General features: G+C 67.4%; 17 protein-coding genes. 8 read left to right on the forward strand and 9 right to left on the reverse strand.

Annotated features, from left to right (window positions below):
* The first annotated feature begins 93 nt into the window (after positions 1-93).
* Positions 94-1,206, forward strand: coding sequence for a M14 family metallopeptidase (locus tag ACZ5BO_RS13440; RefSeq protein WP_025130669.1), 1,113 nt, complete (start codon positions 94-96; stop codon positions 1,204-1,206).
* A 74-nt stretch (positions 1,207-1,280) separates the two neighbouring features.
* The gene (locus tag ACZ5BO_RS13445; protein WP_025130670.1) at positions 1,281-1,661 is read left to right on the forward strand and encodes a hypothetical protein; all 381 of its coding nucleotides are present in this window, start codon (positions 1,281-1,283) and stop codon (positions 1,659-1,661) included.
* A gap of 10 nt (positions 1,662-1,671) precedes the next feature.
* On the opposite strand, the gene ACZ5BO_RS13450 is transcribed toward ACZ5BO_RS13445, so the two are convergent.
* Complete coding sequence (locus tag ACZ5BO_RS13450) at positions 1,672-2,466, reverse strand: hypothetical protein (RefSeq protein WP_464700337.1); 795 nt, start codon at positions 2,464-2,466, stop codon at positions 1,672-1,674.
* Positions 2,467-2,598: 132 nt separating this feature from the next.
* Here ACZ5BO_RS13450 and ACZ5BO_RS13455 point away from each other — a divergent pair, with 132 nt between their 5' ends.
* Positions 2,599-3,315 carry an alpha/beta hydrolase gene (locus ACZ5BO_RS13455; RefSeq protein ID WP_464700339.1) on the forward strand — a complete coding sequence of 239 codons (717 nt, stop codon included), beginning with the start codon at positions 2,599-2,601 and terminating at the stop codon, positions 3,313-3,315.
* Between the two features lie 13 nt (positions 3,316-3,328).
* Here the strand turns inward: ACZ5BO_RS13455 and ACZ5BO_RS13460 are convergent, their stop codons facing one another.
* Together ACZ5BO_RS13460 and ACZ5BO_RS13465 are read right to left on the reverse strand one after the other, a co-directional pair.
* Entirely contained in the window at positions 3,329-3,907 is a 579-nt protein-coding gene (locus ACZ5BO_RS13460; protein ID WP_464700341.1) for a DcrB/PsbP domain-containing protein, read from the reverse strand.
* Between the two features lie 259 nt (positions 3,908-4,166).
* Entirely contained in the window at positions 4,167-4,940 is a 774-nt protein-coding gene (locus ACZ5BO_RS13465) for a hypothetical protein (RefSeq protein WP_464700343.1), read from the reverse strand.
* Between the two features lie 307 nt (positions 4,941-5,247).
* Between ACZ5BO_RS13465 and ACZ5BO_RS13470 the strand changes: the two genes are divergently transcribed.
* On the forward strand, positions 5,248-5,775 hold the full coding sequence (locus tag ACZ5BO_RS13470; protein WP_464700345.1) for a chalcone isomerase family protein: 528 nt from the start codon (positions 5,248-5,250) through the stop codon (positions 5,773-5,775).
* Between the two features lie 10 nt (positions 5,776-5,785).
* On the opposite strand, the gene ACZ5BO_RS13475 is transcribed toward ACZ5BO_RS13470, so the two are convergent.
* Positions 5,786-6,319, reverse strand: a complete 534-nt coding sequence (locus ACZ5BO_RS13475) for a thiol-disulfide oxidoreductase DCC family protein (protein WP_464700347.1) — start codon at positions 6,317-6,319, stop codon at positions 5,786-5,788.
* Between the two features lie 89 nt (positions 6,320-6,408).
* Here ACZ5BO_RS13475 and ACZ5BO_RS13480 point away from each other — a divergent pair, with 89 nt between their 5' ends.
* On the forward strand, positions 6,409-7,728 hold the full coding sequence (locus ACZ5BO_RS13480; protein WP_464700349.1) for an Nramp family divalent metal transporter: 1,320 nt from the start codon (positions 6,409-6,411) through the stop codon (positions 7,726-7,728).
* Between the two features lie 389 nt (positions 7,729-8,117).
* Here the strand turns inward: ACZ5BO_RS13480 and ACZ5BO_RS13485 are convergent, their stop codons facing one another.
* Positions 8,118-9,062 carry a LysR family transcriptional regulator gene (locus ACZ5BO_RS13485; protein ID WP_464700351.1) on the reverse strand — a complete coding sequence of 315 codons (945 nt, stop codon included), beginning with the start codon at positions 9,060-9,062 and terminating at the stop codon, positions 8,118-8,120.
* 113 nt (positions 9,063-9,175) lie between these two features.
* Here ACZ5BO_RS13485 and ACZ5BO_RS13490 point away from each other — a divergent pair, with 113 nt between their 5' ends.
* Complete coding sequence (locus tag ACZ5BO_RS13490; protein ID WP_025130683.1) at positions 9,176-9,679, forward strand: DMT family transporter; 504 nt, start codon at positions 9,176-9,178, stop codon at positions 9,677-9,679.
* Between the two features lie 2 nt (positions 9,680-9,681).
* The gene (locus ACZ5BO_RS13495) at positions 9,682-10,134 is read left to right on the forward strand and encodes a DMT family transporter (RefSeq protein ID WP_011060563.1); all 453 of its coding nucleotides are present in this window, start codon (positions 9,682-9,684) and stop codon (positions 10,132-10,134) included.
* Positions 10,135-10,140: 6 nt separating this feature from the next.
* Here ACZ5BO_RS13495 and ACZ5BO_RS13500 read toward each other — a convergent pair whose 3' ends face one another.
* The 4 genes from ACZ5BO_RS13500 to glcD are packed head-to-tail and all read right to left on the reverse strand — an operon-like array spanning position 10,141 to position 14,356.
* Positions 10,141-10,548, reverse strand: a complete 408-nt coding sequence (locus tag ACZ5BO_RS13500) for a heme-binding protein (protein WP_232642582.1) — start codon at positions 10,546-10,548, stop codon at positions 10,141-10,143.
* A 23-nt stretch (positions 10,549-10,571) separates the two neighbouring features.
* Entirely contained in the window at positions 10,572-11,789 is a 1,218-nt protein-coding gene (glcF, locus tag ACZ5BO_RS13505; RefSeq protein WP_464700354.1) for a glycolate oxidase subunit GlcF, read from the reverse strand.
* A 3-nt stretch (positions 11,790-11,792) separates the two neighbouring features.
* Positions 11,793-12,857, reverse strand: a complete 1,065-nt coding sequence (gene glcE, locus ACZ5BO_RS13510) for a glycolate oxidase subunit GlcE (RefSeq protein ID WP_464700356.1) — start codon at positions 12,855-12,857, stop codon at positions 11,793-11,795.
* On the reverse strand, positions 12,857-14,356 hold the full coding sequence (gene glcD / locus ACZ5BO_RS13515) for a glycolate oxidase subunit GlcD (protein ID WP_464700358.1): 1,500 nt from the start codon (positions 14,354-14,356) through the stop codon (positions 12,857-12,859). Before glcD ends, glcE begins: the two co-directional genes overlap by 1 nt.
* Before the next feature lie 232 nt (positions 14,357-14,588).
* Between glcD and glcC the strand changes: the two genes are divergently transcribed.
* Complete coding sequence (gene glcC, locus ACZ5BO_RS13520) at positions 14,589-15,356, forward strand: transcriptional regulator GlcC (RefSeq protein ID WP_025130688.1); 768 nt, start codon at positions 14,589-14,591, stop codon at positions 15,354-15,356.
* Positions 15,357-15,375: the final 19 nt, after the last annotated feature.

Below are 15,375 nucleotides of genomic sequence, written 5' to 3' on the forward strand. Positions count from 1 at the left end.
CTGAAAAAAGGTGGCGGGCGTAATGCGCTCGCCACCTTTTTTGTGCGCGGCTGTTTTATCCTGCGCCACGCCTTTTCTGATCCCGGAGCCACCATGCAACGCATCGACCATTCCTTGCCCTGGGGCCACCTGGGCACTTCGCGCCAGCTCAGCGTGTTCCGCTTCGGCAATGGGCCGCGCAAGGTATACATCCAGGCCAGCCTGCACGCCGATGAACTGCCGGGCATGCGCACCGCCTGGGAATTGAAGCAGCGCCTGGCCGAACTGGAGGCCCGGGGCCAGTTGCAGGCTGTGATCGAGCTGGTGCCGGTGGCCAATCCCATCGGCCTGGACCAGCAGGTGCAGGGCAGCCACCTGGGGCGTTTCGAGCTGGGCAGCGGCAAGAACTTCAACCGCGCCTTCGTTGAACTCAGCGTTCCGGTGGGGAACCTGATCGGCGCGCAACTGGGGGAGGATGCCGCGGCCAACATCGCCCTGATCCGCCGCACCATGGTCCAGGTGCTGGAACAGCTGCCGGCGCCAGCCTCCCAGCTGGAAGCCCTGCATCGGCTGTTGCTGCGCCACGCCTGCGATGCCGATGTCACTCTCGATTTGCACTGCGACTTCGAGGCGGCGATCCATCTCTATGCCTTGCCCCAGCACTGGCCCCGCTGGCAATCCCTGGCGGCGCGCCTGAAGGCCGGGGTGGCGCTGCTGTGCGAAGACTCCGGCGGCAGTTCCTTCGACGAGTCCTGCTCGTCGCCCTGGCTGCGCCTGGCCCGGGATTTTCCTCGGGCGGCGATTCCTCCGGCCAACCTGGCCACCACCCTGGAGCTGGGCAGCATGGGCGATACCCGGGTGGAACAGGCCCGGGCCAACTGTGAAGCGATCCTCGGTTTTCTGGCCGAGCAGGGCTTTATCAGCGGCGACTGGCCGGCGGCGCCCGCCGCCTGTTGCGAAGGCATGCCCTTCGAGGGCACCGAATACCTGTTCGCCCCGCACCACGGGGTGGTCAGTTTTCTGCGTGAAGCCGGGGAGTGGGTGGAGCAGGGCGATGCCCTGTTCGAAGTGGTCGATCCCTTGAACGATCGGCTCAGCACCGTGCGGGCCGGCACCTCTGGCGTGCTCTTCGCCCTCGACCGCGGGCGCTACACCCAGCCGGGGATCTGGCTGGCCAAGGTGGCCGGGCGCGCGGCGATACGCGCGGGCAAGCTGATCAACGATTGAAAGCGCACGCCGGCGACCGGGTCTGGCGCGCAGCGCCGGCCTGTGACGAAAGCCCCTGCAATGAATGGACATCCATGGCCCGACCGTCCCTGTGCATCCGCCTGCTGTTCGCCCTGTGCCTGCTGGCGGCCAGCTTCAACCACCTGCACGCGGCCTTCGAGCACGGCCTGCTCTGGGACTATGGCTACGGCGACGATACGCCCCTGGCCAGCCGGGCTTTCTGGGGGGCGCTGACCCTGTTCGACCCCTTGGCCGTGCTGCTGTTGTGGCGGCGCCCGCGTTGGGGCCTGGGGCTGACCCTGGGGATCATCCTGGTGGATGTGCTGCACAACAGTTTCTATGTGGCCGCCCACCGCCAGTGGCTGGAAACCTTCTACCTGTCCCAGGTGGGGTTCCTGCTTGTGGTGCTCTTGCTGCTGCCCCTGGCCTGGCGCGGGCTGCCAGCCAGGGGGTGAGGCAGCGGGTTCAGGGGGCTTTTTTTGCCATGGCCTCGAACATGTTCCCCAGGCTGATGGGGTCGAGGCAGTCTGGAGCCAGGGCCCGGACTTTTTGGAAATAGCCTCGGGTCGCGGGTTTCTCGATATCGTCCTTGAGTGCCAGCAGGTAGTAACCGTCGGCGCGGAACTGCTCCAGGCTCAACTGCACCGGGGTGTAGAGATTTTGCAGCGTGGCCAGCGGCCGCTCCGGCTCGATCTCGGGCATCTTGCTTGGCTTGAAACAGAAGGAGTTGAGGGCCGGCAACGGGTAGTGCTCCCCATAGGGATCGGGTTGTTCCAGGGCCTTGAGCAGCTGTGCCCGCAGGCGCAGCAGTTCGGGGTCATCGAACTTGACGCGCTGGAACGCCGTGTCACAGTCACGCAACAGCAGCACTGCGGCCGCCAGCAGCCCTTGGTCCGCAGCGTTTTGGTACAGCCCGCAGGCCTTGGCGTGTTGCGCGCTGTAGTCCTTGCTGGCGAGGGTCTTGCGGCGTTCTTCGAGGTTCGCCAGCAGGTAGCTGGCGACCCCGTGCCCGCCATCGCTGGCCTGGCGCAACTGGCGCTCGTAGAGCTCAACGTTGTGCGTCACCTGCTGCATGACCTGGACCATTGCCTGGGTGTCCAACTGCTGTTCCTGCTCGATCATCCGCTCCAGCCGTTGCTGGTTGTCCTCGGCTATCTGCATGGCGTTCTGCAAGGCGCGCTCGGCCTCGGCACTGGGCGCAGCCTGCAGGGAAGTGCTCAGGCCAAGGCTGAACAGCAAGGGTAAAAGATGCCGCTTCAATGACGTTTCCTCCTTGAATGGCCGCGCAGGATACGGGGTGCAAAGGCAGGCGGCCAGTACCGCGCTGATGATCCTTCGGGCCGGGCAATGCTAGGCTTTGGCGATTCGGTTTTTCTCTTCAAGGAGCAGTACATGATCCGCTACCTGGCGTTGTTGGCGCTGTTGGCCGCACCTTGGGTCGAGGCCGGCAGCGCGCTGCACGACGACCTGCCCCTGAGCTACATGGAGCAGGCGCCTGCCGAGACCCGCAACCAGCCGCTGGTGATCTTCCTCCACGGCTACGGCAGCAACGAGGCCGATCTGTTCGGCCTGCGCGAGGGGTTGCCGGCGGGCTACACCTACCTCTCGGCCCGGGCGCCGCAGACCCTGGAAGAGGGCAGCTACCAATGGTTCCACCGCAAGGGCCAGGGCGCCTATGACGGGGTGACCGAGGAACTGGCCGACAGTGCCAGCCTGATCGGCCAGTTTGTCCGGGCGGCGGTCGCCAAGTACCACACCCAGCCGGATAAAGTGGTGCTGGTGGGTTTCAGCCAGGGCGCGGTGATGGCCTATGAAGTGGGCCTGCGGTATCCGCAGTCGGTGCGCGGGATTGCCGCCCTGAGCGGGAAGATCCTGCCGGTGCTGGCCGCGCAGGTGAAAAACAACCCGGCCCTGCAGCGCCTGGGGATCTTTATCGGCCACGGCACCGCCGACCAGCGTTTGCCCTACAGCGATGGGATCGAGGCCAATCACCTGCTCCAGGGCCTGTCGCTGAAGCCGCAATTCCATGCCTACCCGGGCATGGGCCACAGCATCAGCGAGGCCGAGATCAACGACCTCAGCCGCTGGTTGCAGGGGCTCTATCCCTGAACCGGCCGGGGCCTCACTGACCGAGGATCTGCTTCATCAAGGCGGCGTGGCCGGCCGGATCGGCGGCCCGGGAAATCACCTGGATCACCGCCATGCGGGTGCCGGACCCGGCGATCAGCGTCGAGTTCAGGGTCTGCCCGCCGCCCTGGGTGGCGGTGCTGTCGATCTGCCGTACACCCAGGCCCTTGAGGGTCATGCTCTTCTCGCTCTGCTTGCTGAAGTCCGGCAGCGCGGCGGCCTGTTGCGAAAGAAAGCCGCTCACCGCCTCATCGAGAAAGGCCGCGTCGTTGTCCTTGACCTGGGCGCCATTGGGAATGGTGTTCTGCGCGGCGATCACCACGCTGCGGGTGGTCGCGTTGGCGTACAGGGTGCCACTGGCGCCCTCGGTGCCATTGGTTTCGCTGCCTTGCGCCAGGGGAGAGGCGCTGAAGCCCTTGGGCAGGGTGAAGGCGAGCTTGCCGCCGAGCAGCGAGATCTTCTCCCCTGAGCCCTGCTTGGTCGTGGGTTGGCTCGCGGCAACGGCGTTCAGCGCCCCCAGGCTTGCCAGGGTGGCGAACACCAGGACCAGGGCTTTTGTTGCGAAGGATGACATGCACAATCTCCGGGCAGAGGATCAAAGGCGCGCATCATCCCACGGCCGTCACAGCCTGCTCCAGAGGGATTTCTTACGCCGGACCAATGGCCCAGGTCCTTACCGGCAAGGGCGGCATGGAGCTGTTCGCCCGGGCTGGCTCCCAGGGCCAACCCCATGGACGCGCGGCGGCTGCTCAGCGGCGCCGGAGCCTATGGCCAGGGAAGGGCTCATCCCCTCAATCGCCGGTGGTCCCGGTCACTTTTCAGGGGCTCCTCGGTCAGCGCCGCTCATCCCCAGCAGCGCTCGGTTGCAAGAGGTGCTTGCTCAAGGCCAGTACCAGCATCGACACCGCCACCCCCAGTACGAACGCTGCCAGTCCCAGCGCGGGCAAGGCCAGGGCCAATACCAGGCAGAAGGCGGCGAAGGAATACAGGCCCGTGCTCAGGGCGCGCAGCAGTAGCGTGGTAAAGGCTGCACCCTGGCTCTGATGGGAGAATACCGCCAGTACACTGCCCAGGACCGGGAACACCGCGAGCATGCCGCTCCAGCGCTCGCCGACGTGGTTGGCCAGCAGGGTCACGGCCAGGGTCAGCAGGGCGCCAGCGAGCATGCGGTAAGCCAGCCGGTCGGAGGTTGCCGCGGGCAGGGCAGGCCCCGAGCTGACCTTGGGGAAGGCGCGGGGCGCCAGCAGCAGGGCGCTGGCGGCGCAGAAGATGGAGAACCCCAGGGAGGCCGGAACCTGGGCGATGGCCGTGGCCAGCAGTGCCCAGACCAGCGTGGCAATCGCCAGGGCACCGGGCCAGGCCAGGGTCTGCGCCGCATGGCTGTAGGCGACGCTGAAGGCAATCATGGCGAACACCGCCGACAGCGCGGCCACCGCGGCATGGGCGGCGAACGCCTGACCCTGCTCCAGGGCCAGGAACAGCAGGATCGGCCCCACCACCACCGGAAAACCGGCCAGCCAGCCGGCGACATTGGGCCCCCAGCGTTTTCCCGCCAGGGAGATCAGCAGCAGGAAGCCCGGAACCGTCAGCAGTTTCAACAGCAGCATGGGTGCACTCGGTGGATGAACGGTGCGACACGCTAGCATCCAAATGCGCCTTTGGCGCGTATCACTGGACAAGGGCGGCACAGGCCGGCCGGCGCAAGGGCCGGTCGGCAGGGTTCAATGGGGCGGCGCGGCACCGCACGCCCGGGGAGCGTCTCACGGGGCTGTGGCCGACCCCGCCGTTGCGGACCTGAGGTCAGGCCCTGATACAGGGCGTGCCAGCTGAGTGATCGGCGGCCTCGGGTCCTTTTCCGTTCTTCGGGCCAGCGCCTGCTGCCGGGCGCTGGCCTACTGCTGGAGGGCAGGGTGAATGAAAGACCGATTGCTGCACTGCATCCGTGGTGGCCTGTGGCTGTTGCTCCTGCTCGGCGCCACGGCCAATGCCGGTTGGCAGGAAGCCTTGCCCGATGCCCGCCTGGTGGGCAGCGGCGAGTTCAGCTGGTTCGGCTTCAAGGTCTACCGGGCGCGGCTCTGGAGCACGCTCACGCCCCTGGCCGCCGACCGCCCCTTTGCCCTGGAATTGACCTACCGGCGCAACCTCAGCCGCGACGACCTGGTGCAGGCCAGCCTCGATGAGATCAAGCGTCTGTCCGGGGCCAGCGTCAGCCCGGGGCAGCTCGAGGCGTGGCAGCGGCAGATGGAGCTGTCCTTTGTCGATGTCACGCCGGGCCGTACCCTCACCGGGGTGCGGCTGCCCGGTCGTGGGGTGCAGTTCTTCGTTGACCAGCGCCTGCAGCACGAGGTGGATGACGAGGCCTTTGCCCAGGCCTTCTTTGCGATCTGGCTCGATCCGCGCACGCGCAATCCGCACCTGCGTGAGCAACTCCTGGGGCCGTAGGCGCAAATGCTCAGGGGGAGGGGGCGTCGTCGAGAAACCGTCCCTGGTGGTCCGGGCTGGGCAACAGGCAGACATCGTAGCGGCCGAACCAGCGGTAGCGGTTGCGGGCAATCCGATCGTAGACCCAGTCCCGCAGTGGCCGGGGCACCCCGCGCAGCAGGCGCAGCCAGCGCCAGGGTGCGGGGAGCTGGGCCATCAGCCGGATAAAGGCCTCGGAGCGCTGGGACAGGCGCGAGCCTTCGATCAGCACCACGCTGTCGAAACACTCGGTGGGCAAGCCGAACCAGGCCAGCAGCGCCTGGCCCTGGGGCGATTGCACCGAGGCCAGCTTGATCCGCCGTTCAGCGTCATGGCCGATGACAAAACGCACCGAGGCATTGCACAGCTTGCACACGCCGTCGAACAGCAGCACCCGGTCGCCGGGTTGCAGAAAGGGCGGCAGGCGCTCGTCTGCTGAAGGTGTTTCGCAGCTGTTCACAGGGCACCCTGGAAATAAAGTCGATACCCGCAGCAGTTTTCTGCGGGGGTGGAAGCTGCGCAGCATACTCCCCTCAAGACAGAAAATTCAGGCTTGGGCGCGCTCGCGCAAACGTCTAAGCTGGGCCCCTGCGCCAATCTGCCGTGGAAGCGTCCGTGAAATTCAGCCTGCCGAAATTAGCCACTGCCCCCTTTTGCCCGCCGGAAGTGGCGGGTTCCGTGTCCGTCGACCCCAGCGCTTCGCTGTGGCGGCGCCTGCTGCGCTTCGCCGGCCCCGGCTTGCTGGTTTCCATCGGCTACATGGACCCCGGCAATTGGGCCACGGCCATCGAGGCCGGCTCGCGCTACGGCTACAGCCTGCTGTTTGTGGTACTGCTGGCGAGCCTGGCCGGGATGGCCGTGCAGTGCCTCTGCTCGCGCCTGGGGATTGCCACCGGCCGCGACCTGGCGCAGCTTTGCCGGGAGCGCTACAGCACCCGTTCGGCGCGCACCCAGTGGCTGCTGGCGGAGGTCTCGATCATCGCCACGGACCTCGCCGAAGTGCTGGGCTGCGCCCTGGCCTTCCACCTGTTGCTGGGGGTGTCCCTGAGCACCGGGATCGTCATTACCGCCTTCGATACCCTGCTGGTGCTGGCCTTGCAGAACCGCGGCTTTCGCCGGCTGGAGGCGATCATGCTGGCGCTGGTGGCGACCATCGGCGTGTGCTTCTTCATCGAGCTGCTGCTGATCAAACCCTACTGGCCGGAGGTGGCCCGGGGCTTCGTGCCGTCGTTGTCAGCCATCAGCGACGCCGCGCCGCTGTACCTGGCGATCGGCATCCTCGGCGCCACGGTGATGCCCCACAACCTCTACCTGCACACCTCCATCGTGCAGACCCGCCAGGTGGGCCAGGACCTGGCCAGCCGCCGGGAGGCGGTCAAGCTGGCGCGGATCGATACCATCGGTTCCCTGGCCCTGGCGCTGCTGGTCAACGCGGCGATCCTGATCCTTGCCGCTGCGGCCTTTCACAACACCGGCCACAGTGACGTGGTGGAGATCCAGGACGCCTACCACCTGCTCGACCCGCTGGTGGGCGGGGCCCTGGCCAGCGTGCTGTTCGGCGTGGCCCTGCTGGCTTCGGGGCAGAGCTCGACCTTCACCGGGACCATTGCCGGCCAGGTGATCATGGAGGGTTACCTCAATCTGCGGATTCCCTGCTGGCAGCGGCGCCTGATCACCCGTGGCCTGGCCCTGATCCCGGCGTTCATCGGCGTCTGGCTGCTGGGCGATGGCGCCGTGGGCCAGTTGCTGGTGCTGAGCCAGGTGGTGCTCAGCCTGCAACTGCCGTTTGCCCTGTACCCGCTGATCCGCATGACCAACGACCGGCGCCTGATGGGCGAGTTCGTCAACCGCTGGCCGACCAAGGCCCTGGCCTGGAGCCTGTTCGCCATCATCAGCGCGGCCAATGCCTGGCTGATCCTGCAAATGGCCCTGTAGGAGCCGGCTTGCCGGCGAAGGGGCCCTTGGATTTTGCACAAGCCTTGCCGACGCCTTCGCTGGCAAGCCAGCTCCTACGGCAGGGTGAATGGCGCGCTCTTGTAGGAGCCGGCTTGCCGGCGAAGGGGCCCTTGGACTCTGCACAAGCCTTGTCGCCGCCTTCGCTGGCAAGCCAGCTCCTACGGGTGGTTGGATGGCGCGCTCTTGTAGGAGCCGGCTTGCCGGCGAAGGGGCCCTTGGACTCTGTCCAAGCCTTGCCAACGCCTTCGTTGGCAAGCCAGCTCCTACGGCTGGGTGAATGGCGCGCTCTTGTAGGAGCCGGCTTGCCGGCGAAGGGGCCCTTGGATTCTGGCCAAGTCTTGCCGCCGCCTTCGCTGGCAAGCCAGCTTCTACGGGGCGGGGCGGCGATCCCAGTAAGGCTCGGGGCCGAATTTCTCGACGAAGAAGTCGATCACCGTGCGCACTTTCACTGACAGCCGTCGGCTGCCGGGCCAGAGGGCGGCGATCTGTTGCGGTTCGAGGCTGGTGGCCACGTCGAAGTCTTCGAACAACGCCACCAGCCGGCCCTGGTGCAGGGCTTCGCCAATCAGCCAGGAAGGGAACATCACCAGCCCCAGGCCCTGTTCGGCGGCCTGGGTCAGGGTGTCGGCGTGGTTGCCGGTCAGCGGGCCCTTGACGCTGTAGGGCGTCCAGTCTGCCCGGCCCTGGCGGAAGAGCCAGCGCTGCTGGCCGGTCTCGCCCTTGTAGGCCAGGCACTGGTGCTGGTGCAGTTGCTCCGGGTGCTGCGGGGTGCCGTGCCGGGCCAGGTAGGCCGGGCTGGCCGCTACCCGGTAGCGCTGCGGGGCCAGCAGGCGCGCCTGCATCGAGGAGTCTTCCAGGGTGCCGATGCGAAACAGCAGGTCAGTGCCGTCCTGCAAGGGGTCGATGTAGCTGTCGGTCTGCTGGATATCCAGTTGCAGCTTCGGGTAGCGCCGGTGCAGTTCACCGAGCCAGGGCGACAGGTGGCGCTGGCCAAAGACCACCGGGGCGTTGATCCGCACCAGCCCGGCCGGTTCGTCCTGCTGTTCCTGCAACGCCTGTTCGGCCTCTTCCCACTGCGCCAGCACTCGCCGCGCATGGTGCCCCAGCAGGCGCCCGGCCTCGGTGGGGCTGACGGCGCGGGTGTGGCGGTAGAGCAACTGCTGGCCCAGGGCCTGTTCCATCAGTTGGATCTGCCGTGAGATGGACGAGGGCGCCAGCCCCTCGCGGCGCGCCACGGCAGAAAAACTGCCCTGGTCGAGCACGGCGATAAACAGGCGCAAGGCCTTGAAACCGAGGTCGTTGAAGCCGTGCATAGGTCGATCCTGCTGTGCGTTTTGCGCAAAGGTGTTGTCGGCATGCTCCCATTTATCGCAAAGCATGCGCAATCGATAATGCCGGCCATTCCTTGATCACGAGCAGGTGTTGCATGTCCTCTGAAACCATAGAAGTACCGCTGCCCAACCCGGTGGCAAGCGCTCCACCCGCTGCCGGTTGGCAGCGCCTGATGCTGTTGCCGCTGGTGATCCTGGCGGGCATGGGCCTGTCGGTGGAGGCTGGCCTGCTGGGCCCGCTGGGGAGCCAGGTGGGCCATCTGTGGGCCACCCTGAGCATCTTCGGCGTGGGCACGGCGCTGCTGTTGCTGCTGCTGTTGTTCAGCGGCCCGCAGCCCGGCCCGGCCTTCAGCCAGTTGCCGCGCTGGCAGTTGCTGGGCGGAGTGCTGGGGCCGATCTACGTGGTGGTGCTGACGTTGGCCACGCCCCATATCGGCATTGCCATGACCATGATCGCGATCCTTTCCGGGCAGGTGGGCAAAAGCGTGCTGATCGACCATTTCGGCTGGTTCGGCAGTGCCCGCAAGCCGGTCAATGCCGAACGCTGGCTGGCCCTGGCGCTGATTGTGCTGGCCCTGATCCTGATTGCCCGAGGTTGAAGATGAATCTGTTTCTATTGCTGGTTGTGGTGGTGGCCGCCGGTGCGGTGCTGAGTGTGCAGGCGGCGATCAATGGCCGCCTGGGGGAAAGCGTCGGTGTGTTGCGCAGCAGCTTGCTGACCTTTGCCGTAGGTGCCCTGATCACCGGGCTGCTGATCGTGTTTTTCCAGCCGCCCCAGGCCATGAGCCTGCTGCAGGCGCCGAAATGGCAACTGACCGGCGCGCTGTTCGGCGTGGTCTACATGCTGGTGATGGTGGGGGCCGTGCCCCGGGTCGGCACCGCGGTGGCCACGGTGGCGGTGATTCTCGGGCAGTTGGGCATGGGCATGCTGATCGACAACTTCGGCTGGTTCGGCAACCCGGCCATCGAACTGTCGCCCAGCCGCCTGCTGGCGATGCTGTGCCTGGCCCTGGCGCTGCTGTTCATGTACCGCAGCAGCGTACGCCGCGCCTGAACCTGTTCAGTCGCCCTCCAGGCAGGCGGCGCCAGCCAGTGCCACCTGGGCGTCTTCACCGGACTTGACCCCGGAAACCCCCACCGCGCCGACCACCTGGCCGCCGACGCGGATCGGCACGCCGCCTTCCAGGGAGGTGAGCAGCGGCGCCGAGAGAAAGGCGCTGCGCCCGCCATTGACCATGTCCTCGTAGGCCTTGGATTCGCGCCGGCCGAGGGCCGCGGTGCGGGCCTTTTCGGTGGCGATGTAGGCACTGATCGGCGCGCAGCCGTCGAGGCGCTCCAGGGCCAGGGGATGGCCGCCGTCGTCGACCACGGCGATGCTCACCGCCCACCGGTGGCGCTGGGCCTCGGTGCGGGCGGCGGCGAGGATGCGGCGGGCTTCGTCTTGACCCAGTACGGCTTTGTGCTGCATGGCGATCTCCAGGGGCGTGAGGTTCAGGGCAGGGCAGCTTCCAGCACTTCGATCCAGTGCCGCACCGGGGTCCGGCCGGCGCCGTCGAGGTGGCTCTGGCAGCCGATATTGGCAGTGGCGATAAGGTCCGGGCGGCCGCTTTCCAGGGCACAGAGTTTGTCGTCGCGCAGTTGCCGGGCCAGGGCCGGCTGGGTCAGTGAGTAGGTGCCTGCCGAACCGCAGCACAGGTGGCTGTCAGGCACCGCGGTGAGGTGGAAGCCCAGGCGTTGCAGCAGGCTTTCCACGGCACCGCCGAGTTGTTGCGCGTGCTGCAGGGTGCAGGGGCAGTGGAAGGCCAGGCGCTGGTCGCTGTGGGCGCCGAGCTGTTCCAGGGGTTCATCCCGCAGCACTTCCACCAGGTCCCGGGCCAGGGCACTGACCCGCTGGGCCTTGCTGCGGTAGGCCGGGTCATGGGCCAGCAGGTGCTGGTAATCCTTGATGAAAGCGCCGCAGCCGCTGGCGGTCTGGACGATGGCTTCGGCCCCCAGTTGCAGGTGCGGCCACCAGGCGTCGATATTGCGTCGGGCGCGCTGCAGGCCGGCTTGCTGGGCATCCAGGTGATAGTCCACCGCGCCGCAGCAGCCGGCCTCGCTGACCGGTTGTACGCTGATGCCCAGGCGATCCAGGACCCGCGCTGCCGCGGCGTTGGTATTGGGTGACAGCCCCGGCTGCACACAACCTTCGAGCAGCAGCACGCGCCGCCCATGGCGCATTCCAGGGCGCGGCTTGGCTGTTGGTACCCGGCGCGGCAGCTTGTCCTGCAAGGCCTGGGGCAATAGCGGGCGCAGGCGGCTGCCGCCCTGGATCAGGGCCTTGAACAATTGCGGGTTGGCGCTCAGCGCCCGCAGGCCGCGGCGCAACCATTGCTGGCCGGCGGGCCGAGGCAGGGCCGCATCCACCGCGGCACGGCCGATGTCCAGCAGGTTGTGGTAGTCGACCCCGGACGGGCAGGTGGTCTCGCAATTGCGGCACGACAGGCAGCGGTCCAGGTGCTGCTGGGTCTCGACCGTTGCCGGTGCGCCTTCGAGCACCTGCTTGATCTGGTAGATGCGTCCGCGCGGGCCGTCCAGCTCATCACCGAGCAGTTGGTAGGTGGGGCAGGTGGCGTTGCAGAAACCGCAATGCACGCAACTGCGCAGGATGCGTTCGGCTTCCTCGGCGCGGGGCAGTTGCCGGGCGCTGGGGCTGAGGGTGGTCTGCATGGTCTAGAGCTCCGCGTAGAGTCGGCCGGGGTTGAAGATCCCTTGCGGGTCCAGTTGCGCCTTGAGGCGCTGGTGGTAGTGCAGCAAGGTCGGCGCCAGGGGCTGGAACGGGCTGTCTTGCAGGCCGTGGCTGTAGCAGCTGGCATGGCCGCCAACGGCGCTGACAACGGTGCGGATCTCGGCCGCGCTGGCGTCGGTCTTCAGCCAGCGCTGGGCGCCACCCCAGTCCAGCAGCTGTTGGCCGGGCAGGGCCAATAGGGGCGTGTTGTGCGGCACCGACAGGCGCCACAGCGGCAGGCCGGGGTTGAAGAAGTCCAGTTGCTGCTCGTTGAGCTGGTTCCAGTAGCCCGGGTCCAGGGGCTCGCCGCCGAGCCGGTCATGGGCCGCCGCCACCGAGCCTTCACCGCCCTCCAGGCGCAGGTGCAGGCGTTCGCCGTCATGGCAGGCGGCGCTGATGGGCAAGGGCTGCTGGCCCCATTCGGCAAGCTGGGCGAGGGCCCGCTGGCGGTCCATTTCCAGGCTCAGGCTCAGGCATTGACGGGGCTTGGGCAGGACCTTCAGCGAGACTTCGGTGATCACGCCCAGGCAGCCGTAGCTGCCGGCCATCAGCCGCGACAGGTCATAGCCGGCGACGTTCTTCATCACCTCGCCGCCAAAGCGCAGGTGCTGGCCGCTGCCGCTGATGATCCGGGTGCCGAGGACGAAATCGCGCACCGCCCCGGCCCAGGGCCGGCGCGGCCCGGACAGGCCGCTGGCAAGCATGCCGCCCAGGGTCGCGCCCGCGCCGAAGGCCGGTGGTTCGCAGGGCAGCATCTGCCCTGCGGCGTCCAGTGTGGCGTGCAGCTCGGCGAGCGGCGTGCCGGCCCGGGCGCTGATCACCAGCTCCGTGGGGTCGTAGCCGACGATGCCGCGGTGGCTGCGGGTATCGAGGATTTCCCCGGCACTCTCGCGGCCAAGAAAGGCCTTGCTGTTGGAACCCTGGATGCGCAGCGGGGTGTTGCTCGCCAAGGCATCGCGCACCTGTTCCAGCAAGGCCTCGGCGGCGTCGAAATCGCTGGCTACGTTCATCAGAATCGCTCCAGTTCGGGGAAGGGCAGTTGCCCGTGGTGGATGTGCATGGCGCCGAACTCGGCGCAGCGGTGCAGGGTCGGGATGTTCTTCCCCGGGTTGAGCAGGCCGCTGGGGTCGAAGGCCGCCTTGACCGCGTGGAACAGGGTCAGTTCGTGGCGGTTGAACTGGGCGCACATCTGGTTGATTTTCTCCCGGCCCACCCCGTGCTCGCCGGTGATGCTGCCGCCCACCGCCACGCACAGTTCGAGGATCTTGCCCCCCAGGGCCTCGGCTCGCTCAAGCTCGCCGGGCTGGTTGGCGTCGAACAGGATCAGCGGGTGCATGTTGCCGTCGCCGGCATGGAACACGTTGGCCACCCGCAACTGGTACTCGGCGGCCAGCCGGGCGATGCCCTGCAGTACGCCTGGCAGCTGGCGGCGGGGGATGGTGCCGTCCATGCAGTAGTAGTCCGGCGACAAGCGCCCCACCGCCGGGAAGGCGTTCTTGCGCCCGGCCCAGAAGCGCACGCGCTCGGCCTCGTCCCGGGCCAGGCGCACCTCGCTGGCGCCGGCCCGTTCCAGCACCTGGCGCACCCGCTCGCAATCGTCATGCACATCGGCTTCCACGCCGTCCAGCTCGCACAGCAGGATGGCCTCGGCGTCCACCGGGTAACCGGCGTGGATAAAGTCCTCGGCGGCGCGGATCGCCAGGTTGTCCATCATCTCCAGGCCGCCGGGGATGATGCCCGCGGCGATGATGTCGGCCACGGCACGGCCGGCGGCGTCCACCGAATCGAAGGCTGCCAGCAGCACCTTGGCCACCTGGGGCTTGGGCAGCAGCTTGACCGTGACCTCGGTGATCACCCCCAGCAGGCCTTCGGAGCCGGTGAACAGCGCCAGCAAGTCGAACCCCGGCGTGTCCAGGGCATCGCTGCCCAGGGTCAGGGCCTCGCCCTGCACGGTGAAGGTCTCGACCTTGAGCAGGTTGTGCACGGTCAGGCCGTACTTCAGGCAATGCACGCCGCCGGCGTTTTCCGCGACATTGCCGCCGATGGAGCAGGCGATCTGCGACGAAGGATCGGGGGCGTAGTACAGGCCCAGAGGCGCTGCGGCCTGGGAAATCGCTAGGTTGCGCACCCCCGGCTGGACCCGGGCGCAGCGCGCGGCGGGGTCGATGTGGAGGATGTCCTTGAAACGCGCCATCACCAGCAGCAGGCCCTTTTCCAGGGGCAGGGCCCCCCCGGACAGGCCCGTGCCGGCGCCCCGGGCCACCACGGGCACCCGCTGTGCGTGGCAGATCTGCAACAGCCGCTGCACCTCGTGCAGATGACGGGGCAGGGCCACCAGCATCGGCGTGGTGCGGTAGGCGCTGAGGCCGTCGCATTCATAGGGCTTGAGTTGTTGCGGCTGGTCCAGCAGCTCCAGCTCCGGCAACTGTTGGCGCAGGGTGCGGATCAGGTGCTCGCGGTCGACGTCGGGCAGGGCGCCATCGACTGTTTCGTCGTAGAGAATCGTCATGGGCGGCTAAGGACCTTGTGTGGTTTTTATCAGGTCGCGACGGCAGAACGGTTGCCTTGCATGATTGGCCTGCCGGGCCTTAGTGTCCATGTGTGCCGGCGGTGGTCGAACCACTTTGTTTTTTATCGACTGCCCAGGCTTTCCGAAAATCAGCTATTTATCAGTGCGTTGCATAGCCTGTTGAATGCCCTGGATTGCAGCAAGATAACTGGTCATACCAGTGGGAGGGATCATGCAGGACCAGCCAGCGCCCCGCCGGCCCCAGGTGGCAGACGTGGTCTGCGCCAGGATCGAGCGGCTGATCGTCGACGGGGTGTTCAAGACCGGTCAGTTGCTGCCCTCGGAGCGGCGCCTGACCGTAAAGCTCGGGGTGTCGCGCACTGCCCTGCGCGAGGGCCTGAAGCTGTTGCGCGCCCGGGGCATCATCGACACCGTGCAGGGCCGCGGGTCCCAGGTGGCGCAACTGACGGCGCCGGCTGCGGGCTCGCCGCTGATGCACCTGTTCCGCTCCCAGCCGCGCACCCTCTACGACCTGCTGGAGGTGCGCAGCCTGCTGGAGGGCGAGTCGGCACGGCTGGCGGCGCTGCGGGGCACCGAGGCGGATTTCGTGCTGATCGGCCGCAGCTACCAGGCGCTGCTCGATGCCCAGGCCCAGGCCCTGGAACCGGCCGCCCTGGCGCGCCTGGACCATGCCTTCCACCTGGCCATCTGCGAGGCCTCGCACAACCCGGTGCTGGTGCAGACCCTGGGCTCGCTGACCGACCTGCTGCTCAATTCGGTGTTGGCCTCGGTCAACAATCTCTACCACCGCCCGGCGCCCAAGCGCCAGATCGACCGCCAGCATGCGCGGCTGTACAACGCGGTCACCGGGCGCCTGCCGGAGCAGGCGCGCAAGGCCGCGGTGGCGCATATCCAGGGCATTGCACAGAACCTCAAGGACATCGAGGACGAGGAGCAGAGGCTGGTCCGGGCGACCTTGCGCCTGCAAGGCTGGGACTGAGAGGGCGCAGCTGCCCGTA

The organism is Pseudomonas sp. FFPRI_1 (assembly GCF_055384485.1).

Coding starts and splice junctions, on each gene's coding strand:
- ACZ5BO_RS13445 (WP_025130670.1), top strand. CDS start 1,281: ATGGCCCGACCGTCCCTGTGCATCCGCCTGCTGTTCGCCCTGTGCCTG.
- glcE (WP_464700356.1), bottom strand. CDS start 12,857: ATGAACGTAGCCAGCGATTTCGACGCCGCCGAGGCCTTGCTGGAACAG.
- glcC (WP_025130688.1), top strand. CDS start 14,589: ATGCAGGACCAGCCAGCGCCCCGCCGGCCCCAGGTGGCAGACGTGGTC.
- ACZ5BO_RS13440 (WP_025130669.1), top strand. CDS start 94: ATGCAACGCATCGACCATTCCTTGCCCTGGGGCCACCTGGGCACTTCG.
- ACZ5BO_RS13490 (WP_025130683.1), top strand. CDS start 9,176: ATGTCCTCTGAAACCATAGAAGTACCGCTGCCCAACCCGGTGGCAAGC.
- ACZ5BO_RS13500 (WP_232642582.1), bottom strand. CDS start 10,548: ATGCAGCACAAAGCCGTACTGGGTCAAGACGAAGCCCGCCGCATCCTC.
- ACZ5BO_RS13485 (WP_464700351.1), bottom strand. CDS start 9,062: ATGCACGGCTTCAACGACCTCGGTTTCAAGGCCTTGCGCCTGTTTATC.
- ACZ5BO_RS13465 (WP_464700343.1), bottom strand. CDS start 4,940: ATGCTGCTGTTGAAACTGCTGACGGTTCCGGGCTTCCTGCTGCTGATC.
- glcD (WP_464700358.1), bottom strand. CDS start 14,356: ATGACGATTCTCTACGACGAAACAGTCGATGGCGCCCTGCCCGACGTC.
- ACZ5BO_RS13470 (WP_464700345.1), top strand. CDS start 5,248: ATGAAAGACCGATTGCTGCACTGCATCCGTGGTGGCCTGTGGCTGTTG.
- ACZ5BO_RS13495 (WP_011060563.1), top strand. CDS start 9,682: ATGAATCTGTTTCTATTGCTGGTTGTGGTGGTGGCCGCCGGTGCGGTG.
- glcF (WP_464700354.1), bottom strand. CDS start 11,789: ATGCAGACCACCCTCAGCCCCAGCGCCCGGCAACTGCCCCGCGCCGAG.
- ACZ5BO_RS13460 (WP_464700341.1), bottom strand. CDS start 3,907: ATGTCATCCTTCGCAACAAAAGCCCTGGTCCTGGTGTTCGCCACCCTG.
- ACZ5BO_RS13475 (WP_464700347.1), bottom strand. CDS start 6,319: ATGCTGCGCAGCTTCCACCCCCGCAGAAAACTGCTGCGGGTATCGACT.
- ACZ5BO_RS13455 (WP_464700339.1), top strand. CDS start 2,599: ATGATCCGCTACCTGGCGTTGTTGGCGCTGTTGGCCGCACCTTGGGTC.